A 21,863-nucleotide genomic window follows, 5' to 3' on the forward strand; every position below is an offset into this window, starting at 1 on the left:
TTAGATCTCGACCGGGCACCGGCTGATGCCCCGCAGTACGGGCGAACGGCGGCGGTGGACCACGGGGCCCGCCGGCGCCATGCCGGGCAGCGTCCCGGCCAGGGCACGCAGTGCCGCGACGGCGTGCCGGGCGGCGAACTCGTCCAGGCCGTCCCGGTATCCGAGGCCCGACGTCAGGGCCGGTGGCGCGGCCGCGCGGTCCACGTCGAACCGGTCGGGCGCGGCGAACACCTCCGGGTCGCGGTTGGCCGCCGCGACGGCCACCACCACCTCGTCGCCCTCCGCGATCGCGGTGCCGTGGACCGACTGCCCGGCGGTGGCGTAGCGGCTTTCGAGATGGACCGGGGGCGCGGTGCGCAGGGTCTCCGCCACGATGCGGTCCGCCAGGTCCGGGTCGTCGGCCAGCCGGCCGGCCAGGCCCGGGGTGCACAGGGTGGCGAGCACGGCGTTGCACACCGTGTTCGCCGCCAGCTCGCAACCGGCCCCCGCCAGGACGCCGTCGGCGCCCGCCAGTGCACGCAGACCGTCCAGCGCGGCCACGGTCTCCTCGGTCACGGCCAGCGGCTGCGGGCTCAGCCGGGCGTCCAGGGCGGTGGCACTCGACCGCAGCAGGGCGGCGAGGCGCCGCGCGTCCTCGCCGGTCAGCCCGAGGTGCGCGGTCACGCCGCGGAGGGGGACCTCGCGGGCGAGGTCCCGCATCAGGTCGAAACGCGTCCCCGCCGGCGGCAGCAACGCGCGGTACTCCCGGACCAGTTCGTCCACGGCGGCGGGCTGCGGGCCGGCGGCCGTCCGCACGTCCAGGAACGGCCGGGCCCAGTCCGCGGCCGCCTCCCCCGCGGCCCGGGTGAACCCCGGGCCGTCCAGTACCTGAGCGGCGGCGGCGTACCGGGTCACGACCCAGGCCCCGGTGCGGCTGCGGAAGAGGGCGGGAGAGGCCGAGCGGATCTGCTCGTACCAGCGGGCCGGTTCGTCGTCCTGCCCGCACAGGAGCATCGCGTACGGGTCGCCGTTCACGCCGAAGGCCCAGTACCAGCCGCGGGCCATCTGGAGCCGGCTGCCGAGCCGGCTTCGGTCGGTGGTCTTCATGCCATGTTCCCTGTCCATGTGTGGATGCGGTCGGCGACGGCGTCGGCGTGCTCCTGCACCATCGAGAAGTGGTTGCCCGGCACGTCCACGCACGCGTGCGGGAACGGCCAGGCGGACTGCCAGGACTCGTCGTCCGGCCACTGCCCCAGCGGCTCGGAGGCCCGGACCAGCAGGGTCGGGACGGCGAGGTCCCGCGGCCGCCAGGTGCGGGTGAAGCGGTGGTACGCGCCCAGGGCGGTGAGCCGGGTGTCGTCCACCCGCACCCCGTCGCGGCCGAACATCGTGTCGGTCAGCTCCGTGAGCCAGCCCTGCACCGCCTGCTGCTGTCCGGGCGGATAGACGTCGATCAGGACGATGCCGTGCGGCGGGCGGCCGCGGTCGGCGAGTTCGGCCCCCAGGGCGTGCGCCATCATGGCGCCCGCGGAGTGGCCGACGAGCACGAACGGCCCGTCCGCGGACCTGAGGACGGCGTCCGCCTGGACGCCGAGGACCGCCGCCAGCGACGCGGGGAGCTGCTCGCCCGGCTCGTAGCCCGGCTGCGGGAGCGCGGACACCGGCATCCGGCCCCTGAGGGCGGCGGCCAGCCGGAGGAATTCGTGCGGCCCGGCCACCGGCGCCGTACCGGCACAGCAGATCGCCCGGACCTCCCCCGGGCCGGCCGCCAGTTCCACGAGGTCGACCGGGGCGGCCAGGTCCTTCGGGCCCTCGAAGTGGTCCCGGTGGTCGGACAGTTCGCCCAGCAGCTCCAGGTAGGAGTCGAAGCGTCCCTGCCGTACGGACCGCTCGTAGAGGGTGCGCAGCATGCCGCCGTCGGGGGCGGCCGGGGCGTGCGGGGTCCCGGACGTGAGCTGGGGCCGCAGATGAGCCGCGACGTCGGTGACGGAGGGGTGGTCGAAGACCAGGCTGGTGGGCAGGGACAGACCGGTGGCCTCCTGGAGCCGGTTGCGCAGCCCCACCGCCGTGAGGGAGTCGAAACCCAGCTCGGTGAAGGGCTGGTGCGGCCCCACGGCGTCCGGGTCCGGGTGCCCGAGCACGGCCGCCACCTGTGCGCGGACCCAGGTGGCGAGCGTCGCCTCGGCCTCGTCCTCGGGCAGGCCGGACAGCCTCTCCCGCCAGCTGGGCCCGTGTCCCGGCCCGTCCTGGGCAGCCGCGGAGGGCGCCTGCCGGGCGGCGTCGGGCAGGTCCTCGATGAGCGGGCGCGGCCGGGCGGCGGTGAAGCCGACGGCGAACCGGTTCCAGTCGACGTCGGCGATCGAGACGCAGACGTCCCGCTGTTCCAGGGCCTGTTGGAGGGCCCGCACCGCCTTGTCGGGAGCCATCGGGCGCAGCCCGCGCCGGATCAGGCCGGGCAGGTCGGCGTCGGCCATGCCGCCGTCGGCCCAGGCCCCCCAGGCGACGCTGGTCGCGGCCTTGCCCTGCGCCCGGCGCCGGTGCGCCAGCGCGTCGAGGTAGGCGTTGCCCGCGGCGTAGGCGCCGAGCAGGCCGCTGCCCCAGACCCCCGCGTTGGAGGAGAAGAGCACGAACGTCTCCGCGTCGGGGCACAGGGCGTCCAGCAGCCGGGCGCCGACCGTCTTCGCGCGGGTCACGCGCGCCAGGTCGTCCGGGTCGAGGTCGGCCACGGCCCGTCCGTCGGGGACGCCGGCCAGGTGCATCACCGTACGGATCCGCTCCCCCTGCCGCTCCAGTCCGTCGATCAGTTCCTTCAGCCGGCCTTGGTCGGTGACGTCGCAGGCCGCGAAGGTCACCCGGGCGCCCAGGGCGGTCAGTTCGGCGGCCAGTTCGGCGGCCCGCGGCGTCTGTCCGCCCGACCTGCCGACCAGCACCAGGTGCTCTGCCCCGGAGCGGGCGAGGTGGCGGGCGACGTGGCCGCCGAGGGCGCCGGTGCCGCCCGTGATCAGCGCTGTGCCGGCCGGCTGCCACGGGGCCCTGCCGGGCTCAAGCGGAGCCCTGACGAGCCGTCGGGCGTGGCAGCCGGTCTCGCGCAGCGCGAGCTGGTCCTCGTCCCCCGCGCCCGCGAGGCAGGCGGCGAACCTCTCCCGTACGGGCTCGGTGAGCTCTGCGGGCAGGTCGAGCAGGCCGCCCCAGCGCTCGGGGGCCTCCAGGCCCATCACCCGGCCGATGCCCCAGACCATGGCCTGCGCCGGGTCGGCCGGGTCGCCGGTGCCGTCCTCTTCCACCGCCACGGCCCCGCTCGTCACCAGCCACAGGGGCGCGTCGACGCCCGCGTCGCCGAGCGCCTGGTGGAGGGCGAGGTTGGCGGTGACGGCCCGCAGGTCGTCACACGGACCGTCCGCTTCCGCCTCCAGGGCCAGGACGGAGATCACCGCGGTGACGTCCGGGGCCGCCTCCCGCAGCTCCTTGGCGAGGACGTCCCGTCCGGCCGCGACGGCGTCCGTCGTGAGCCGCAGCACCGTGCCGCCGGCTTCTTCGACGGCACGGACCACGGCGTCCTCCCGCGGGCCGGTGCCGGAGCCGACGACCAGGTACTTCCCGGACAGCGGGCCCGCGGCCGGGGAGAGGGGCCGCCACTCGATGCGGTAGCGCCAGTTGCCCACCCGGTCGGGGACCTCGGGCGCCAGCCAGTAACGCTGGTGCTCGAAGGGGTAGTTGGGCAGGTGGGCGAGCGGGCGGTCCGGGAAGACGGCCCGCCAGTCGACGGGCACGCCGCCCACGTGGGCGCGGGCGAGTTCGCGGACGAAGTGCCGTTCGCCCTCGTCCCGGTGCAGGCTGCCCAGGACCAGCGCCTGGCTCCCAGACCGCTCGGCGGTCTCCTGGACGCTGGTCGTGAGAACGGGGTGCGGGCTCACCTCGACGAAGGTGTCGCAGCCGTCCGCGAGGGCGGCGCCGATCGCCTCGTCGAAGCGGACCTGGGAGCGGAGGTTGTCGTACCAGTACGCGGCGTCCATGGCGCCGGTGTCGCAGCGTTCACCGCGCAGCGTGGAGTAGAGCGGCGTCGCGGACGGCCGCGGGGTGACGTCCGCGAGGTCGGTGAGGACGCGCTGCCGGACCCGCTCCATGTGGGGCGAGTGCGAGGCGTAGCTGACGGGGATGCGCCGGGCGCGGATTCCGTCCGCGGCACAGCGTCCCTCGAACGCGGTCAGGGCTTCGGGGTCACCGGCCACCACGACCGACGCCGGGGAGTTGACCGCGGCGACGCTCACCTGCTCCGGCCAGTCGGCGATCAGTTCCCGCACCTGGTCCTCGGGCAGCGAGACGGAGGTCATGGCGCCGTCGCCGGCGAGGTCGGCCAGCGCCCGGGCCCGCAGCGCCACCACCCGCGCCGCATCCGGCAACGACAGGGCACCCGCGACACACGCCGCCGCGATCTCCCCCTGCGAATGCCCCACCACGGCGTCCGGCTCCACACCGCACGCCCGCCACAGCGCGGCTAGGGACACCATCACCGCGAACAGCACCGGCTGCACCACATCGACCCGGTCCAGCGAAGGAGCACCCTCCACCCCGCGGATCACGTCCACGACCGAGAAGCCCGCCACCTCCGCAAGAGCCTCATCACACTCCGCCAACGCCTCGGCGAACACCGGGACGTCAAGGAGCCCACGCCCCATCCCCGCCCACTGCGAGCCCTGACCGGGGAACACCCACACCACCCGACGCCCTCGACCACCGGTACCGGTGAGCAGGCCGGGAGCCGGCAGCCCCTCGGCGAGCCGTCGCAGGAGGTCCTCGGCCGTCTCGTGGTCCTCGGCCAGGACGACGGCGCGCCGCTCGTGGTGGGTGCGTCCGGTCGCGAGCGTGCGGCCGACGCGCTCCAGCCCGTCCGTGCCCGCCGCGTCCGCCAGCACCGGTGTCAGGCGGCGGGCCTGGGCGGCCAGCGCGGTGTCCGTACGCGCCGACAGCACCAGCGGCACGGCACCCGCGGCCCCCAGCACGCCCACCGGACCGCCGGCGGCCTGCGTCTCCTGGACCGCCGAAGGGGGCTCCTCCACGATCAGATGCGCGTTGGTTCCGCTCACACCGAACGCCGACACCCCCGCGCGGCGCGGACGGCCGGCCGCCACCGGCCATGCGCGCTCCTGGCGCAGCACCTCCACGGCGCCCGACGACCAGTCCACATGCGGCGACACCACATCGGCGTGCAGCGTCCTCGGCAGCACCCCGTGCCGCAGCGCCAGCACCATCTTGATGACCCCGGCCACCCCGGCCGCCGCCTGGGCGTGCCCGATGTTCGACTTCAACGAGCCCAGCCACAGAGGCTGTTGGGGATCGCGGCCCTGTCCGTACGTGGCCAGCAGCGCCTGCGCCTCGATCGGATCGCCCAGCACCGTTCCCGTGCCGTGCCCCTCCACCGCGTCCACCTGATCCGGTGTCAGACCGGCGGCGGCGAGCGCCTGCCGCACCACCCGCTGCTGTGCGGGGCCGCTGGGCGCGGACAGGCCGTTGCTGGCCCCGTCCTGGTTCATCGCGCTGCCCCGCACCACGGCCAGCACCTGATGCCCGTTGCGGCGGGCGTCCGACAGCCGCTCCAGCACCACAAGGCCCACGCCCTCGGCGAATCCAAATCCGTCCGCCTGCTCGGAATAGGCCTTGCAGCGCCCGTCGGCGGCCAGCGCGCCCTGCCGCGAGAACTCCTCGAACACCTCGGTCCCCGACATCACCGACACCCCGCCGGCCACCGCCAGGCAGGACTCGCCGTCCCGCAGGGACCGGGCCGCCAGGTGCAGCGCCACCAGCGACGACGAGCACGCCGTGTCCACCGTCAGCGCGGGCCCCTCAAGCCCCAGTACGTAGGCCACCCGGCCCGAGGTGACGGCGGGTGAGCCGCCGGTGAGGAGGTAGCCCTCGCTGCTCTCGGGGGTGTCGGCGCCGTGGCCGTAGCCCTGGTAGGCGCCGCCCAGGAAGACCCCGGTGTCGCTGCCGCGCAGCGCGCGCGGGTCGATGCCGGAGTTCTCCAGCGCCTCCCAGGCGACCTCCAGGACCTGGCGCTGCTGCGGGTCCATCGCCAGCGCCTCGCGCGGGGAGATCCCGAAGAACGCCGCGTCGAAGTCCCCCGCGTCGTCGAGGAAGCCCCCGTAGCGGGGGCCGGCCGTGCCGTCGGCGGCGGTGTCGCCGAGGCGGTCGAGGTCCCAGCCCCGGTCGGCGGGTATCTCCGAGACGGCGTCACGGCCGTCGGCGATGAACTCCCACAGCTCGTCCGGGGAGTTGATGCCGCCGGGGAACCGGCAGGCCATACCCACGACGGCGATCGGGTCGTCCTCGTGCCCGGCGTCGCCGCCGACAGGCCGCGGCCCCGGCCCGGGCTCCGCCCCGCCGGTCGGGGTCTCCTCGGAGACGAACAGCCGGTCGAGCAGGTAGTCGGCGAGAGCGGTGACGCTGGGCCGGTCGAAGATCAGGGTGGTCGCCTCGCGCAGGCCGGTCACCGCGGTGATCCGGTTGCGCAGCTGCACCGCGGTCATCGAGTCGAAGCCGAGGTCGCGGAAGGCGCGGTCCCGGTCGACGGCCTCGGCGTCCGCGTGTCCGAGCACCGCGGCGGCCTCGGCCCGCACCAGGCGCCGCAGGTGCTCTTGGCGTTCCCTGGCCGACAGCGGCAGCAGCTTCTCCCGCAGCCGGGAACTGCCCTGCTCGGTCTCCTCCCCCGGCCGGCCGGCCGGGGGCGCGGCGGGCAGCGTCCGTGCCAGTTCGTCGAAGAGCGGCCGGTGCCGTGCGGCGCCCATGAGGTCGAGGAACGCCCGCCGGTCGAGGTCGGCGACACAGACGCAGGCCTCGTCGCGGTCCAGGCAGCCGTCCAGTTCGGCGAGGGCCTGCTCGGGCGGCATCGGCCGTACGCCCTGGCGGCGCAGGAAGTCCTGGCCCGCGTCGTCGGCCATGCCCGGTCCGCCCCACAGCCCCCATGCGACGGACAGCGCGGGCAGCCCGCGGTGCCGGCGCCGCCGGGCGAAGCCGTCCAGGTAGGCGTTGGCCGCGGCGTAGGCGCCGGCCTGGGTCGCGCCCCACACTCCGGCGTTCGACGAGAACAGCACGAAGGCGGCCGCGTCGGGGCAGAGCTCGTCGAGGTGCGCCGTCCCGGCGATCTTGGCGGCGGTGACGCGCGCGAACTCCTCCTCGGTGATCCGGTCCAGCGGCGTGGACTGCGGTACGCCGGCCGTGTGGAAGACGGCGTCGACGGTCCGGCCGAGGGCGCGCTCGTCGGCCAGCAGCGCGGCGAGCGCCTCCCGGTCCGCGACATCGCAGGCGGCGAGGGTCACCCCGGCGCCCAGGGCGGCCAGTTCGTCCCTGAGCCGTGCGGCCCCCGGCGCGTTCGGGCCCCGCCTGCTGGTGAGTACGAGATGTGCGGCGCCCGCGCGCGCCAGGCGGCGGGCGACATGGGCGCCGATTCCGCCGGTGCCGCCGGTCACCAGGACCGTGCCGCGTGGCGACCAGCCATGCGCGTCGGCCGGGGCGTCGGCGAAGGCGTCGGCCGGGGCGTCCGCCGGGGCGGGCACGAGCCGGGGGACGCTGATCCCGCCCGCGCGGATCGCCACCTGGTCCTCGTCGCGGGGCCGGGCCAGCACCGCCGTCATCGGCGCGAGAAGGTCCTGGTCCGGCGCGGGCAGGTCGATCGTCCCGCCCCAGCGCGTGGGGTGTTCCAGGCCGACGACCCGGCCGAGGCCGCACACCGCCGTCTGCGCGGGGTCCGGCTCCCCGTCGTCCTCGGTCACCGCCACGGCGCGCCGGGTCAGCACCCACAGCGGTGCCTCGACGTCGGCGTCGCCCAGGGCCTGCGCGAGGGTCAGGGTCCGCCACGCCGGCAGGTGCGGCGCGTCGGCGGCCCCGTCCTCGGGAGCGTCCAGGGCGAGCAGCGAGACCACCGCCGTCGGCTCCCCGGCGGCCGCGGCCGCGCGCAGGGCTGCCGCCGTCGCGGCACGCCCCTGTCCGCCGCAGTCGACGGCGGTGACCGTGGCCGAGGCCCGTTCGAGGGCCGTGCGGACCTGGTCGTACCAGGCGCCGGGGACCTGACGGCCGGTCACCAGGAGGACATGGCCGGTGAGGGGGGCCGCCTCCCAGGCGGCGTCCTGCCAGTCCACCCGGTAGCGCCGGCCCTCGTCGGCGGGTTCGGCGCGGCGGTCGGGTGCCGTGTGCCAGAACGGCTGGTGCTGGAAGGGGTAGCAGGGGAGTTCGGCCACCGCGCCGTCCGGTGTCGCGGCCGACCAGTCGATCCGTACGCCGCGCACATGCGCCTCGGCGAGCGCCGCCAGGAAGCGGTCCAGGCCGCCCGCGTCCCGTCGCAGGGTGCTCAGGACCGCGGCGTCGGCTCCCACCGCCTCCAGGGTGGCCTCGATGCCGGGGGCGAGGACCGGCTGCGGGCTCACCTCGACGAAGGCGTCGAAGCCCGCCTCGGCCAGCAGTCTCGTCCCGGTCTCGAACCGCACCTGTTCGCGGAGGTTGCGGTACCAGTAGTCACCGCCCATGACGGCGGTGTCGATCGGCTCGCCGGTCGTCGTGGAGTACAGGGGCACGGGCGCGGTCCGGGCGGCGACACCGGACAGCGCGGCCGTCAGCTCCTCGCGCAGCGGTTCGACCATGGCCGAGTGGGAGGCGTAGTCCACCGGGATGTTCCGCGCCCGGACGCCGTCGGCCGCGCAGGCGTCGAGCAGCGCGTCCAGGTGCTCGCGGGGGCCGGCCACCACGACCGTCCCCGGGCCGTTGACCGAGGCGATCGACAGGGCGCCGCCGTAGGGGGCCAGCAGCGCCTCGGCCTGCTCCTCGGTACGGGCCAGGGAGACCATGCCGCCGGTGCCGGCGAGGGACCGCAGCGCCTTGGCGCGCACCGCGACCACCTTCGCGGCGTCCTGGAGCGACAGGGCGCCGGCGACGCAGGCGGCCGCGATCTCCCCCTGGGAGTGCCCGATCACCGCGGCAGGTTCGACGCCGTGGGCCCGCCACAGCGCCGCCAGCGACACCATCACCGCGAACAGCGCGGGCTGGACGACGTCCACCCGCTCCAGGGGCGCGCCGTCGGCGATCACCTCGGTCAGCGACCAGTCGACATAGGGGGTCAGCGCCTCCTCGCAGTCGCGCAGGGAGCGGGCGAAGACCGGTGAGGCGGCCAGCAGTTCGGCGGCCATCCCCTGCCACTGCGATCCCTGCCCCGGAAAGACCATCACGACCTTCCGGCCCGCACGCGCCGTGCCGGTGACCGCTTTCGCGTGCGGCTCCTCCCGGGCCACGGCGCGCAGGGCGGCCAGGGCCTCCGCGTGGTCGCCGACGACCACGGCGCGGTGCTCGAACGCGGTGCGCCGGGTGGCGAGGGTGAAGGCGGTGTCCGGCAGCGGGGCGGCGCCGGGCCGCTCCAGGTGGGCGGCGAGCCGTCCGGCCTGGGCCCGCAGGGCGTCCTCGGTCCGGCCGGACAGCAGCAGCGGGTACGGGCCCTCCTGCCGGCCGCCGGCCGGCGGCTCCGGGGCCGGGTCGGGTTCCGGGGCCTCCTCGACGAGGACGTGCGCATTGGTCCCGCTGATGCCGAACGCGGAGACTCCCGCACGGCGCGGCCGGGTGCCGCGCGACCACGGCCTGCTCTCGCCGAGCGGTACGACGGCGCCCGTCTCCCAGTCGATCCGCGGTGAGGGGGCGTCGAGGTGGAGGAGGCGGGGCAGCCGGCCGTGCTGGAGGGCGAGCACCGTCTTGATCAGGCCCGCGACGCCGGCGGCGGCCTGGGTGTGTCCGATGTTGGACTTCACCGAGCCGATCCACAGCGGGGCGTCCTCGGGCCGCCCGGCGCCGTAGGTCTCCAGCAGGGCGTGTGCCTCGATGGGGTCGCCGAGGGTGGTTCCGGTGCCGTGCGCCTCGACGTAGTCGACATCGGCGGGGCCGAGCCGGGAGTCCTTGAGCGCCTGCCGGATCACCCGCTGCTGGGCCGGGCCGTTGGGTGCGGTGAGGCCGTTGCTGGCGCCGTCCTGGTTGACGGCCGAGCCGCGCAGGACGGCCAGCACCCGGCGGCCTTCGCGCTGTGCCGTGGACAGCCGCTGCAGCACGAGGAGACCGACGCCCTCGGCAAGGCCGAAGCCGTCGGCGGCCTGGGCGAAGGGCTTGCACCGGCCGTCCGCGGCCAGTCCGCCCTGGCTGCTGAACTCGGTGAACGCGCCGGGGGTGCTCATGACGGTGGCGCCGCCCGCGAGCGCGGTGGTGCACTCCCCGCGGCGCAGGGACTGCATGGCCAGGTGGGTCGCGGTGAGGGAGGAGGAGCAGGCGGTGTCCACGGTCAGCGCCGGGCCTTCGAGGCCGAGCGCATACGCCACCCGGCCGGAGGCCACGCTGGAGGCCGTGCCCGTGCCCAGGTAGCCGAGGACGTCCGGTGACGCCTCGTCGGGGCGCGGCCCGTAGTCGACGGCGCCGACTCCGGCGAAGACGCCGGTGGCGGTGCCGCCCAGCGACGCGGGGTCGAAGCCGGCGCGTTCCAGGGCTTCCCAGGCGACTTCGAGGAGCATCCGTTGCTGCGGGTCCATGGCCAGCGCCTCGCGGGGCGAGATGCCGAAGAAGTCGGCGTCGAAGCCGGCGGCGTCGTGCAGGAACCCTCCGGTGCGTCCGTCGGGGGCGGCGGTGTCCCAGCCGCGGTCGGCGGGCGGGCCGCCGACCGCGTCGCCGTCCGCCATGAGGAAGTCCCACAGGGCGGCGGGGCTGTCGATGCCGCCGGGGAACCGGCAGCCCATGCCGACGATCGCGATCGGCTCGCCGGCCCGGTACTCGGTCTCCCGCAGCCGCGCGCTGACGGCCTCCAGGTCCCCGGCCGTCCGCCGCAGGTAGCGGCGCAGCTTGCTCTCGGTGGTCTCCTGATCCCCGCTCATCGTCCCTCGTTCCCCTCACCGAACCGCTGATCGAGAAGTTCGAACAGCTCCTCGTCGTCGACGTCGTCGACGGCCGTGCGGGAGTCCCCGCCGCCGCCCGTGGCACCCCACCTGCCGAGCAGGGCCGTCAACCGCGCCTCGATCGCCCTGCGTTCACCGGCGGCGTCCTCGGTGACCCCGGTGGTGTCCCGCCAGCCGTCCAGCGCCGCCTCCAGCGCGGCGAGGTGCTCGAGGGCCGCGGCCCCCGGGCGCCGCGGGTCCGCCTCCGGCGACCCGGACGCGTCCGCGAACAGCCGGCCGTCCACGTAGGCGGCCACCGCCTCGGGGGTCGGGTGGTCGAAGACGAGGGTGCTCGGCAGCCGCAGGCCGGCCGCGGCCCCCAGGCGGTTGCGCAGCTCGACCGAGGCCAGGGAGTCGAAGCCCAGCTCCCTGAACGGCCGCCCGGGCGGCACCGATTCGGCCGTGTCGTACCCGGCGACGGCGGCGGCCTGGGCCCGTACGGCCTCTGTCAGGGCGGCGAGCCGGTCGGGGCGCGGCAGCGGCGCCAGGCGTGCGGCGAGTCCGTCCCCGCCGGACTGTTCCCGGGCGGCCTGGCGCAGCGGCGTGTGCAGCAGCCCGCGCAGCACCTCGGGCGAACCGCTGTGGCCCTGCGGCCGGGAGGTGTCCAGGCGCAGCGGGTACAGGACCGGGTCGCCGCGCCGGATCGCGAGGTCGAACAGGGCCAGGGCCCGTGCGGTCGGCAGGGGCCGCATGCCCGCCCGGGCCATCCGCCGGGTGTCCCGCTCGTCCAGCGCGCCCGTCAGGCCGCTGGCCTCCTCCCACAGTCCCCAGCCGAGGGACGTCGCGGGCAGCCCGCGCGCCTGCCGGTACCGTGCGAGCGCGTCCAGCGCGGCGTTGGCCGCCGCGTAGGCGCCCTGGCCCGGCCCGGCCAGTACGGAGGCGCCCGAGCCGAACAGGGCGAAGAAGCTCAGTTCGCGCCCCTGGGTCAGTTCGTGCAGGTGCCAAGCGGCGTCGGCCTTGGGCGCGAAGACCTCGGCCAGCGCGTCCGGTCCCACGGAGGCGGCCAGGCCGTCCGCGAGCACCCCCGCGGTGTGGACGACGCCCGTCAGCGGGTGCGCGGCCGGGATGCCGTCGAGGACGGCCGCGAGCGCGGCGCGGTCGGAGACGTCGCAGGCCAGCGTGGTCACCGTCGCGCCCAGCCCGGCCAGCTCGACTTCGAACTGTGCCGCTCCGGGGGCTGCGGGCCCCCGGCGGCCGAGCAGCAGCAGGTGGCGCACGCCGTGCTCGGTCACGAGGTGGCGGGCGAGGAGCCGTGCCAGGGTGCCCGTGCCGCCGGTGACGAGCACGGTGCCGTCCGGGTCGAGCGGTGCCGGCTGGACGAGCACCAGCTTTCCGGTGTGCCGCCCCGTGCTCATGTGCTGCAGGGCGGCCGACGCGCGCTGGAGCGGCCAGGCCGTGACCGGGAGGCGCCCGACCTTCCCGTCGGTCACCAGGGCGGCGACCTCGGAAAGGATCGCGCCGAGCCGGTCGGGCCCCGCGTCGGCGAGGTCGAAGGGCAGATAGCGCCCGCGGAACTGCTCCGGGTCGCGCAGGTCGGTCTTGCCCATCTCGACGAACGCCCCGCCGTCGGCGAGGAGTTCCGCCGATTCGTCGAGCAGCGCACCGGTCAGCGAGTTGACCACGACGTCCATGCCGCGGCCGCCGCTGACGGACCGGAACCGCTCGCCGAATCCGGCTTCCCTGGACGAGGCGATGTGGTCGTCGTCGAGTCCGAGTCCGCGCAGGATGTCGTGCTTGGCGGGACTGGCGGTGGCGAAGACCTCCGCACCGGCAAGGCGGGCCAGGCGGACCGCGGCCATGCCGACGCCGGTGGCGGCGGCATGGACCAGGACGGTCTGCCCGGGCCGCAGACCGGCGAGGTCGTGCAGCGCGTAGTGGGCGGTGGTGAAGGCGATGGGCAGGGCGGCGGCCTCGGTGGTGCTCCAGCCCTGCGGGACGGGGGCGACCAGCCGGTGGTCGGTGACCGCCACCGGCCCGAAGGCGCCTTCGAACAGGCCCATGACCCGGTCGCCCGCCGTGATGCCCGTGACGTCCGGGCCGGTGGCGGTGACCACTCCGGCGCCCTCGGTGCCCATGACGGCGGCACCGGGGTACATGCCGAGGGCGATCAGGACGTCGCGGAAGTTCACGCCGGTGGCCCTCAGTTCGACCCGCACCTCGCCGGGGCCCGGCTGCCGTCCGGCGTCCGGCGTCGCCGTGAACGCGAGGGCGTCCAGGGAGGTGCCGGCGGGTTCCAGGCGGGCGGGCGACCGGGGCGGCAGCAGGGCCGCCGCGGCGCGGGTGGAGGACAGCCGCGGCACGAGCGCGAGGTCGCCGCGCAGTGCCGTCTGCGGGTGGTCGAGCACGGCGGGGATCCGGACGAGGTCCGCGGGGGCCGTGCCATCGCCGTCGGCGAGGTCGACGAGGACGAAGTTCCCCGGCGACTCCGCCTGCGCGGAGCGGACCAGGCCCCAGACCGCGGCCTGCGCGGGGTCCGCCCCCGTATCGGCCGGGCCGGTGCTCACGGCGCGACGGGTGAGGAAGACCAGGCGGCCGGTCCGCTCCGGTGCGTCGAGCCAGTCGCGGACGAGTCCGGCCGCGTGCAGCACGCTCTCGCGCACGGACCCGGCCGGGTCCGCCGCCTGCCACGGACGGCACTGCACGTAGACGGCCTCGGGTTCCGGCTCGCCCGCCGCGACCGCCGCGGCCAGGGCCGCCAGGTCCGGGTGGTCCTTGCCGAGTTCCGGCAGGCCGCCGCCGACGGTGGCGCAGCGCACGGCCGTGCCGCCGGTCTCCGGCAGGGGCCGCCAGGACAGCTGGTAGAGGTCGTCGGCGCCGGTTTCCTCCCCGTCGCCGTGCCGCGGCGTGCCGTCGGCCGGGCGCACGGTCACGGCGCTGACCTGGGCGACCGGCGCTCCCGCGGGGTCGGTCACCGACAGGCTCATCGCGTCGCCGTCGGCGGGGGCCGCCGTCACGCGGATCGTGGTGGCCCCGGACGCGTACAGGGTGGTCCCGTTCCAGGAGAAGGGGAGGAACACCCCTTCCCGGTCGGCCAGGGAACTCAGGCCGAGGGTCTGCGCCGCCGCGTCGAGGAGGACGGGGTGCAGCAGATAGCCCCCGTCGGCCTCGGCGGGTCCGGCGGCCGCGGGGAGTTCGGCCTCGGCGAACACCTCCTCGCCGCGCTGCCACGCGGCGCGCAGCGCCCGGAAGGCGGGCCCGTAGGCGTAGCCCCGGTCGGCCAGGCGCGCATAGGCGGCCTCCAGGTCGATGGGCTCGGCGCCCGGCGGCGGCCAGGCCTGAGAGGTCGCCGGCGGCGCCGCGGCCTCGCCGAGGACACCGGTCGCATGCCGGGTCCAGGGCGCGTCGGGGGTGCGCGCGTCGCGGGCGTGGACGTCCACGGTGCGGGTGCCGTTGTCTGCGGGGGCGCCGACCGTCACGCGCACGGCGGTGGCCGGGCCGAGCACCAGCGGGGCGGCGAGCACCAGTTCCTCCAGGGCGGGCGTGCCCGCGTGCCGGCCGGCCGTCAGGGCCAGGTCGACCAGCGCGCTGCCGGGGAACAGCGGCGTGCCGCCGACGGCGTGGTCGGCCAGCCACGGCTGGTCCCCGAGCGCGATCCGCCCGGTCAGGACGTATCCGCCGTCGGGTATCTCCAGCGCCGTGGACAGGACGGGGTGGGCCACGGCGTCCATGCCCAGCGCGCCGGCGTCGCCGCGGCTGCGGCGCGGGCGGGGCCAGTAGTGGGTGTGCTCGAACGGATAGGTCGGCAGTTCCGCCGTGCCGCCGGGCCCCACGGCCGGCCGCAGGTCGACGGGCAGGCCGTCGGCCTGGGCCTCCAGCAGGTTGCGCAGCAAGGTGCGCGCCCCGGGGCGGTCGCGGCGCAGGGAGGCGCGGGTGACGACGTCCCGGCCGAGGTCCTCGGCGGTCTCCTCGATGCCGGAGAGCAGCACCGGGTGCGGACTGACCTCGATGAAGGTGTCGAAGCCCTGGCCCATCAGGTGCCGTACGGCCGCATCGAGGCGGACCGTCCCGCGCAGGTTGCGGTACCAGTACGCCGCGTCGAGCCCGGCGGTGTCGAGCGGGCCGCCGGTGACGGTCGAGCAGAACGGCACGGCGGCGGACCGGGCCTGCACCGTGCCCAGTGTGTCGGCGAGTTGCTGCTCGACCTGTTCCACCTGCGGGGAGTGGGAGCCGTAGCCCACGGCGATCCGCCGCGGGGACATCTGCTCGGCCTGCGGCGAGGCGAGGAACTCGTCGAGGGCGGTGGCCTCTCCGGCGACGACGAGGGAGCGCGGCCCGTTGACCGCGGCCACGCTCAGGCGGCCGTCCCACGGCGCCAGGGCCGCCTCCAGCTCGTCGGGCGAGGCCGTGACGGAGGCCATGCCGCCCTGCCCGTTCAGCTCGCGCAGCACCTTGCTGCGCAGCGCCACGACCTTCGCGGCGGTGTCGAGGGTGAGGGCACCGGCGACGCAGGCGGCGGCGATCTCGCCCTGCGAGTGGCCGATCACGGCGGCCGGTTCCACCCCGTGGGCACGCCACAGCTCTGCCAGCGACACCATCACCGCGAACAGCAGGGGCTGGACGACGTCGGGCCGCTCGAAGGCGTCCTTCGGCCCGTCGCCGCGCAGCGTGGCGAGCAGGTCCCAGTCGATGTACGGAGCGAGCGCGGCCGCGCAGGCCGCCATCGACGCGGCGAAGACCTCCGAGTGGTCGAGGAGGTCGACGGCCATGCCGGTCCACTGCGAGCCCTGGCCGGGGAAGACCAGCACGGCCTTGCGGTCGGCCGCCGTGCGCGGCGTCACCACATCGGCCGCGGCCTCGCCGGCGGCCAGGGCGTCGAGGGCGGCGCACAGCGCTTCCCGGTCGTCGGCCAGCACCGCGGCCCTGATGTCGAAGCGTGCCCGGCCGGCCGCGAGCGTCCGTGCGGTGTCGGCCAGGGAGGTCTGCGGCGAGGTGCGCAGCAGCTCGGCCAGCGCCCGCGCCTGCGCGGTCACCGCGCTGCGCGTACGGGCGGAGAGCGGGAGGGCCACGGCGCCCGCCGCGAGGCCGCTGCCCGCGGGAGCTTCGGCCGGGTCGGCGGGGGGTTCGGCCGGGTCCGCGGGGGCCTCTTCCAGCACGAGGTGGGCGTTGGTTCCGCTGACGCCGAAGGAGGACACGCCGGCGCGGCGCACGCGCGGGCCCCGCGGCCAGTCCTCGTTCTCGCGCTGGACCTGGATCGTCCCCGCCGACCAGTCGATCTCGGGGGAGAGTTCCTCCGCGTGCAGGCTGCGCGGGATGACGCCGTGGCGCATCGCCAGGACCATCTTGATCACGCCGGCGACACCGGCGGCCGCCTGGGTGTGGCCGATGTTGGACTTCACCGAGCCCAGCGCGAGGGGCCGTGCGCGGTCCGTCCCGTAGGTGGCCAGCAGCGCCCCGGCCTCGATCGGGTCGCCGAGCCGGGTGCCGGTGCCGTGCGCCTCCACCACGTCGATGTCGGCCGCCGACAGCCGGGCGTCGGCGAGCGCCTGCCGGATCACTTCCTCCTGGGCCGGGCCGTTCGGCGCGGCCAGGCCGTTGCTCGCGCCGTCCTGGTTGACCGCGCTGCCCCGCAGCACCGCGAGGACGGGGTGGCCCAACTCCCGGGCCCGGGAGAGCGGTTCGAGGAGCAGCGCGCCGGCTCCCTCGGCGAGGCCGAAGCCGTCCGCCTGCGCCGAGAACGGCTTGCACCGCCCGTCGGCGGCCAGGCCGCGCTGCCTGCTGAAGTCCACGAACGTGTAAGGGTCGGAGATCACGGTGACGCCGCCGGCCAGGGCCATGGCGCACTCGCCGCCGCGCAGCGCCCGCATCGCCAGGTGGATGCCCACCAGGGACGAGGAGCACGCCGTGTCCACCGTGATCGCCGGGCCCTGCCAGCCGAAGACGTAGGCGAGGCGACCCGACAGCACGCTGGCCGAGTTGCCGAGCCCCTGGTAGCCCTCGACCCGGGCGGCCTCGCTCTCCAGGAGCGGCATGTACGACTGGCCGTTGGACCCGACGAACACACCCACGCGGCTGCCCCGCAGCTGCTCCGGATCGATGCCGCCCCGCTCCACGGCCTCCCAGGCGGCTTCGAGCATCAGCCGCTGCTGCGGGTCCATCGCGAGGGCCTCGCGGGGGGTGATGCCGAAGAACTCCGCGTCAAAGCCCGCCGCGTCGGTGAGGAACCCGCCGCGGTCGGCGTAGCTGGTGCCGGGGTGGTCGGGGTCGGGGTGGCAGAGGGCCTCCAGGTCCCAGCCGCGGTCCCGGGGCAGCTCGCCGGTGAGGTCCAGGCCGTCGACGACGGCCCGCCACAGCTCTTCGGGCGAGCCGATGCCCCCGGGGAAGCGGCAGCCGATGCCGACGACGGCGATCGGCTCCTGTTCCGCGTTCGCTGCGGTGCCGGGCACCACGGCGGTGCTCTCCGGGCGGGGGCCGGCGGCCAGCCGGGACAGCAGGTGGCGGGCGAGGCGGGTGATGGTCGGGTGGTCGAACACCAGGGAGGCGGGCAGGCGCAGGCCGGTGGCCGCGGCGAGCCGCTTGCGCAGTTGCACCGCGCCCAGCGAGTCCAGGCCCAGTTCGGTGAAGGCCCGCCGTCCGTTGACGTCCTGTGCGCTGTCGTGTCCGAGGACCGCCGCGGTGGCCTCGCCGACCACGGTGATCAGCAGGTCCTCCTGTTCCGCGGGCGGCAGGCCCGCGAGGTGGGCGGCCAGTTCGGCGGCCGGGCCGCTGTCCGGCGCGGCGGGCGCCGCCGTGGGCTCCGCTGCCTCGCGTGCCTCGGCGATCTCCCCGAACAGTGCGGTCGGCCGGGCCGCGCCGTAACCCGCGGCGAAGGCGGGCCAGTCCACGTCGGACACCGCGACGGCAATCTCGCCGGAGTCCAGTACGGACTGCAGGGCCGTCAGGGCGCGATCGGCCGTCAGGCCGCGCAGTCCGCGCTGGGCCGCCGGCTGCGCGGCGGTGCGGGGGGCGTCGGGCAGGGCCCAGGGGCTCCAGGCCACGGCGGTGCTCGGGTGGCCCTGGGCCCGCCGGTGTGCGGCGAACGCGTCGAGGCAGGCGCTGCCGGCCGCGTATCCGGCCATGCCCGCGCCGCCCCAGACGCCGGCCACGGAGGAGCAGTGGATCTCCCGCTCCACCGGCCGTCCTTCGAGGACCCTGGCGAGGGTCAGGGCCGGGCCGGTCTTGGCGTGCACGGTGGCGGCGAAGTCCTCCGGGTCGGTTTCGAGGACCGGCCCGAACTCCAGGCGGGTCGCGGCGTGCAGGACGGTGCTGACGTCGTACGGGGCGGCTTCGAGGGCGGCCCTGAGGGCGTCCTCGTCCGCCGCGCAGCAGGTGACCGTCGTGGTGCCGTCCCGCAGCGCGCTCAGCAGGCCCTCGCCCGCCTCGCCCACCAGGACGAGGTGCTCGGCGCCGCCGTCGGCCGCCCACTGGGCGAGCCGTTCGCCGATCGGGCTGTCCGCTCCGGTGACCAGCACGGTCCCGTGCGGGCGCCAGCCGGGCCCGCCCGCGGCGGCCGCCTGGTGCGCCCGCACCAGGCGTCGCCCGTACAGGCCGTCGGCGCGTACGGCGAGATGGTCCTCGACGGCGCGCCCGCCCGCCAGGATGCCGGGCACCCGGTCGAGCAGGGCCTGGTCGGCCCCGGTGGTTCCCGCGGCCCCGGCCGCGTCCCGCGGCAGGTCCAGCACGCCGCCCCAGCGCTGCCCCAGCTCCAGGCCGGCGACCCGGCCCAGGCCGTGCACGGCGCTCTGCGCGAACGAGCCGATGCCGTCGTCCTCGGGTGTCTGTACGGCGCCCTGGGTGAGGCACCACAGCGGCGCTTCGACGCCGACGTCGCCGAGGGCCTGCAGGAGCGTCAGGGTGGCGACCGCGCCGGCGGGCACGCCCGCCCGGCCGCGGTGGTCCGACTCATCGGCCGCGAGCAGCGACACCACACCCCGCAGTCCGGTGGTTCCGGCCGTGGCGGCGGTGAGGGCCGCGCCGGCCTCGGCGCGGCTCAGGCCCGGCTCCAGGACGCATTCCAGGGGCGTGCCGCCGGCGTCGCGGAGCGCGGTCACCAGCGGTCCGGCCCAGGCGGGGGCGTCGGCCGGGGTGACGACCAGCCACGTCCCGCGCGGATCGGCCCCTTCCGCGGCGGTCAGCGGCGTCCACGCCACGCGGTAGGTCACCTCGCCGGCTCCGCCACGGGCGGGCGCGGCGGCGGACGTCCAGTAGTGCTTGCGCTGGAAGGGGTAGGCCGGAAGCGGGATGCGGCGAGCGTCGGCGAAGGCCGGCTGCCAGCGCACGTCGACGCCCCGGACATGGGCGGTCGCCACGGAGGTGAGGAAGGACTCCGGGCCGGGCGCGTCGCGCCGCAGGGTGCCGACGGCCACGGCCTCGGCTGCCTCCCGTCCCTGCGCTTCCAGCGTCTCCTCGACGGTCGCCGCCAGCACCGGGTGCGGGCTGACCTCGATGAAGGCGTCGTGGTGTGCGGCGGCGAGGAGGCGTACCACGTCGTGGAAGCGCACCGGCTCGCGCAGGTTGCGGTACCAGTAGTGCGCGTCCAGTTCCCCGCCCTCCATGAGGCGGGAGGTCACCGTCGAGTAGAAGGGCACCCGTGCGCGGGCCGGACGCAGATCCCGCAGGGCCTCGGCGAGTTCCTCGCGGACCTGCTCCATCTGCGCGGAGTGCGAGGCGTAGTCCACGTCGATGGTCCGGGCCCGGACTCCCTGGTCGGCGCAGGCCGCCACGAAGGACCGCACGGCCTCGGGTTCACCGGAGACGACGACGGAGGCGGGGCCGTTGACCGCGGCCACCTCGACGGCGTCCGCGTACGGCTCGATCAGCTCCCGTACGGTGGCCTCGTCAAGGGCCACGGCCGCCATCGCGCCCTGCCCGGCCACCGACCGCAGCAGGCGGCTGCGCAGGACCACGAGCCGGGCGGCGTCCTCGAGCGTGAGCACCCCGGCGACGTGGGCCGCGGCGATCTCGCCCTGCGAGTGCCCCGCCACCGCTGCCGGTTCCACGCCGTACGAGCGCCACAGGGCGGCCAGGGACACCATCACCGCGAACAGCGCGGGCTGCACCACGTCGACGCGGTCGAGCCCGGGGGCGCCGGGCTCCTGCCGGAGCACCGCGGCCACCGACCAGTCCTGCCACGGGGCCATCGCCTCGTCGCAGGCCTGGATCGCCTCGGCGAAGACCGGTGACCACGCCAGCAGGTCGGCGGCCATCCCCGCCCACTGCGAGCCCTGGCCGGGGAAGAGGAACACGGCGGAGCGTCCGCGCGATTCGGCGGTTCCCTGCGCGCGCGCCCGGCCGGCGGCCACCTCGCGCATCCCCAGCAGCGCCGCTTCGCGGGAGCCGGCCAGGACCACCGCACGGTGCTCGTGCCGGGCCCGGGCCGTGGCCAGCGAGAAGCCGAGGTCGGGCAGTTCGACGGCGGTGTCCGCGACCACGGCGGACAGCCGTTCCGCCTGGGCGCGCAGGGCCTGGTCGGTCCGCGCCGAGACGACCAGCGGCACCGGGCTCTGCGGCGTCACCGACTGCGGCGTACGCTCCCCGGTCTCCCCGGTCTCCCCGGACTCCTGGGTCTCCTGGGTCTCCTGGGGCTCGGGGGCCTCCTGCAGGACGACGTGGGCGTTGGTGCCGCTGATGCCGATCCCCGACACGGCGGCGTACCGCGGCCGGTCGCCGCGCGGCCAGTCCCGCTCCTCGGCCAGCAGGGCGACCGCGCCCGAGGACCAGTCGATGTGCGGCGAGGGTTCCTCGGCGTGCAGGGTCCTGGGCAGCCGCTCGTGCTGGAGGGCGAGCACCATCTTGAGCACGCCGACCGCGCCGGCGGCGGCCTGGGTGTGGCCGATGTTCGACTTCGCCGAGCCCAGCCACAACGGCCGCTGTGTGCTGTGGTGTTGGCCGTAGGTGTCGAGCAGGGCGTGGGCCTCGATGGGGTCGCCGAGGGTGGTGCCGGTGCCGTGCGCCTCGACCGCGTCGACGTCGCCGGGGGCGACACCCGCGTTGGCCAGTGCCTGCTCGATGACCTTGCGCTGGGCCGTTCTGCTGGGTGCGGACAGGCCGTTGCTGGCACCGTCCTGGTTGATCCCGGTGCCGCGGATGACGGCGTGCACGGTGTGCCCGTTGCGCTGGGCGTCCGACAGGCGTTCCAGCAGGAGCACCGCGACGCCCTCACCGAAGCCGAAGCCGTCCGCGCCCGCGCCGAACGCCTTGGAGCGACCGTCGGGCGCGAGGGCGCGCTGCCGGGCGAAGTCGATGAACACCTCGGGGCCGGCCATCACGGCGGCGCCGCCCACGATCGCCATACCGCACTCGCCCCGGCGCAGCGACGTCACCGCCAGGTGCAGGGCCACGAGGGAGGAGGAGCAGGCGGTGTCCAGTGTGATGGCGGGCCCTTCGAGCCCGAGGGTGTAGGCGATCCGGCCGGAGGCGACGGACGGCGCGGCACCCGTGACCGCGTAGCCCTCGGTGTCCTCGGCGAGGCCCCCGGCTTCGCCGTAGCCGTGCCGGGCGACGCCGAGGAACACCCCGGTCTCCGTGCCGCGCAGGGCGTGCGGGTCGAGCCCGGCGTGCTCGACCAGTTCCCAGCACGTCTCCAGCAGGAGGCGCTGCTGGGGATCCATCGCGGCGGCCTCGCGCGGCGATATGCCGAAGAAGGCGGCGTCGAACTCCCCCGCGCGCTCCAGGAAGCCGCCCTTGCGCACATAGGTCGTGCCGGGGTGGTCGGGGTCGGGGTGGTAGAGGCCGGCCAGCTCCCAGCCCCGGTCCTCCGGGAAGCCGGACAGCCGCTCCTCGCCCGCCGCCAGCACGTCCCAGAAGCCCTCGGGGGTGTCGATCCCGCCGGGCAGCCGGCAGGCCGTGCTGACGATCGCGATCGGGTCGGCCTCCAGCTCGTGGATGCGCTGGCGGGCCGCTCGCAGGTCCAGGGTCGCCCGGCGCAGGTATGAAGCAACCTTGTCGTTGTCCGTCACCGTG

3 protein-coding genes are annotated in these 21,863 nt (G+C 76.2%); all 3 read right to left on the bottom strand.

What is annotated here, in order from left to right; all coding sequences use genetic code 11:
* Genes ACWD6P_RS14350 through ACWD6P_RS14360 form a run of 3 tightly spaced genes read right to left on the bottom strand, consistent with a single transcriptional unit; the run spans nt 1 to nt 21,859 of the window.
* Nucleotides 1-1,086, bottom strand: coding sequence for a cytochrome P450 family protein (locus ACWD6P_RS14350; RefSeq protein ID WP_451444384.1), 1,086 nt, complete (start codon nt 1,084-1,086; stop codon nt 1-3).
* Nucleotides 1,083-10,865 carry an SDR family NAD(P)-dependent oxidoreductase gene (locus ACWD6P_RS14355; protein WP_451444385.1) on the bottom strand — a complete coding sequence of 3,261 codons (9,783 nt, stop codon included), beginning with the start codon at nt 10,863-10,865 and terminating at the stop codon, nt 1,083-1,085. The genes ACWD6P_RS14350 and ACWD6P_RS14355 overlap by 4 nt, the downstream gene beginning before the upstream one ends.
* Entirely contained in the window at nt 10,862-21,859 is a 10,998-nt protein-coding gene (locus ACWD6P_RS14360) for an acyltransferase domain-containing protein (protein WP_451444386.1), read from the bottom strand. The genes ACWD6P_RS14355 and ACWD6P_RS14360 overlap by 4 nt, the downstream gene beginning before the upstream one ends.
* Nucleotides 21,860-21,863: the final 4 nt, after the last annotated feature.

The organism is Streptomyces sp. NPDC002446, from assembly GCF_053595675.1.

Coding starts and splice junctions, on each gene's coding strand:
- ACWD6P_RS14350 (WP_451444384.1), bottom strand. CDS start 1,086: ATGAAGACCACCGACCGAAGCCGGCTCGGCAGCCGGCTCCAGATGGCC.
- ACWD6P_RS14355 (WP_451444385.1), bottom strand. CDS start 10,865: ATGAGCGGGGATCAGGAGACCACCGAGAGCAAGCTGCGCCGCTACCTG.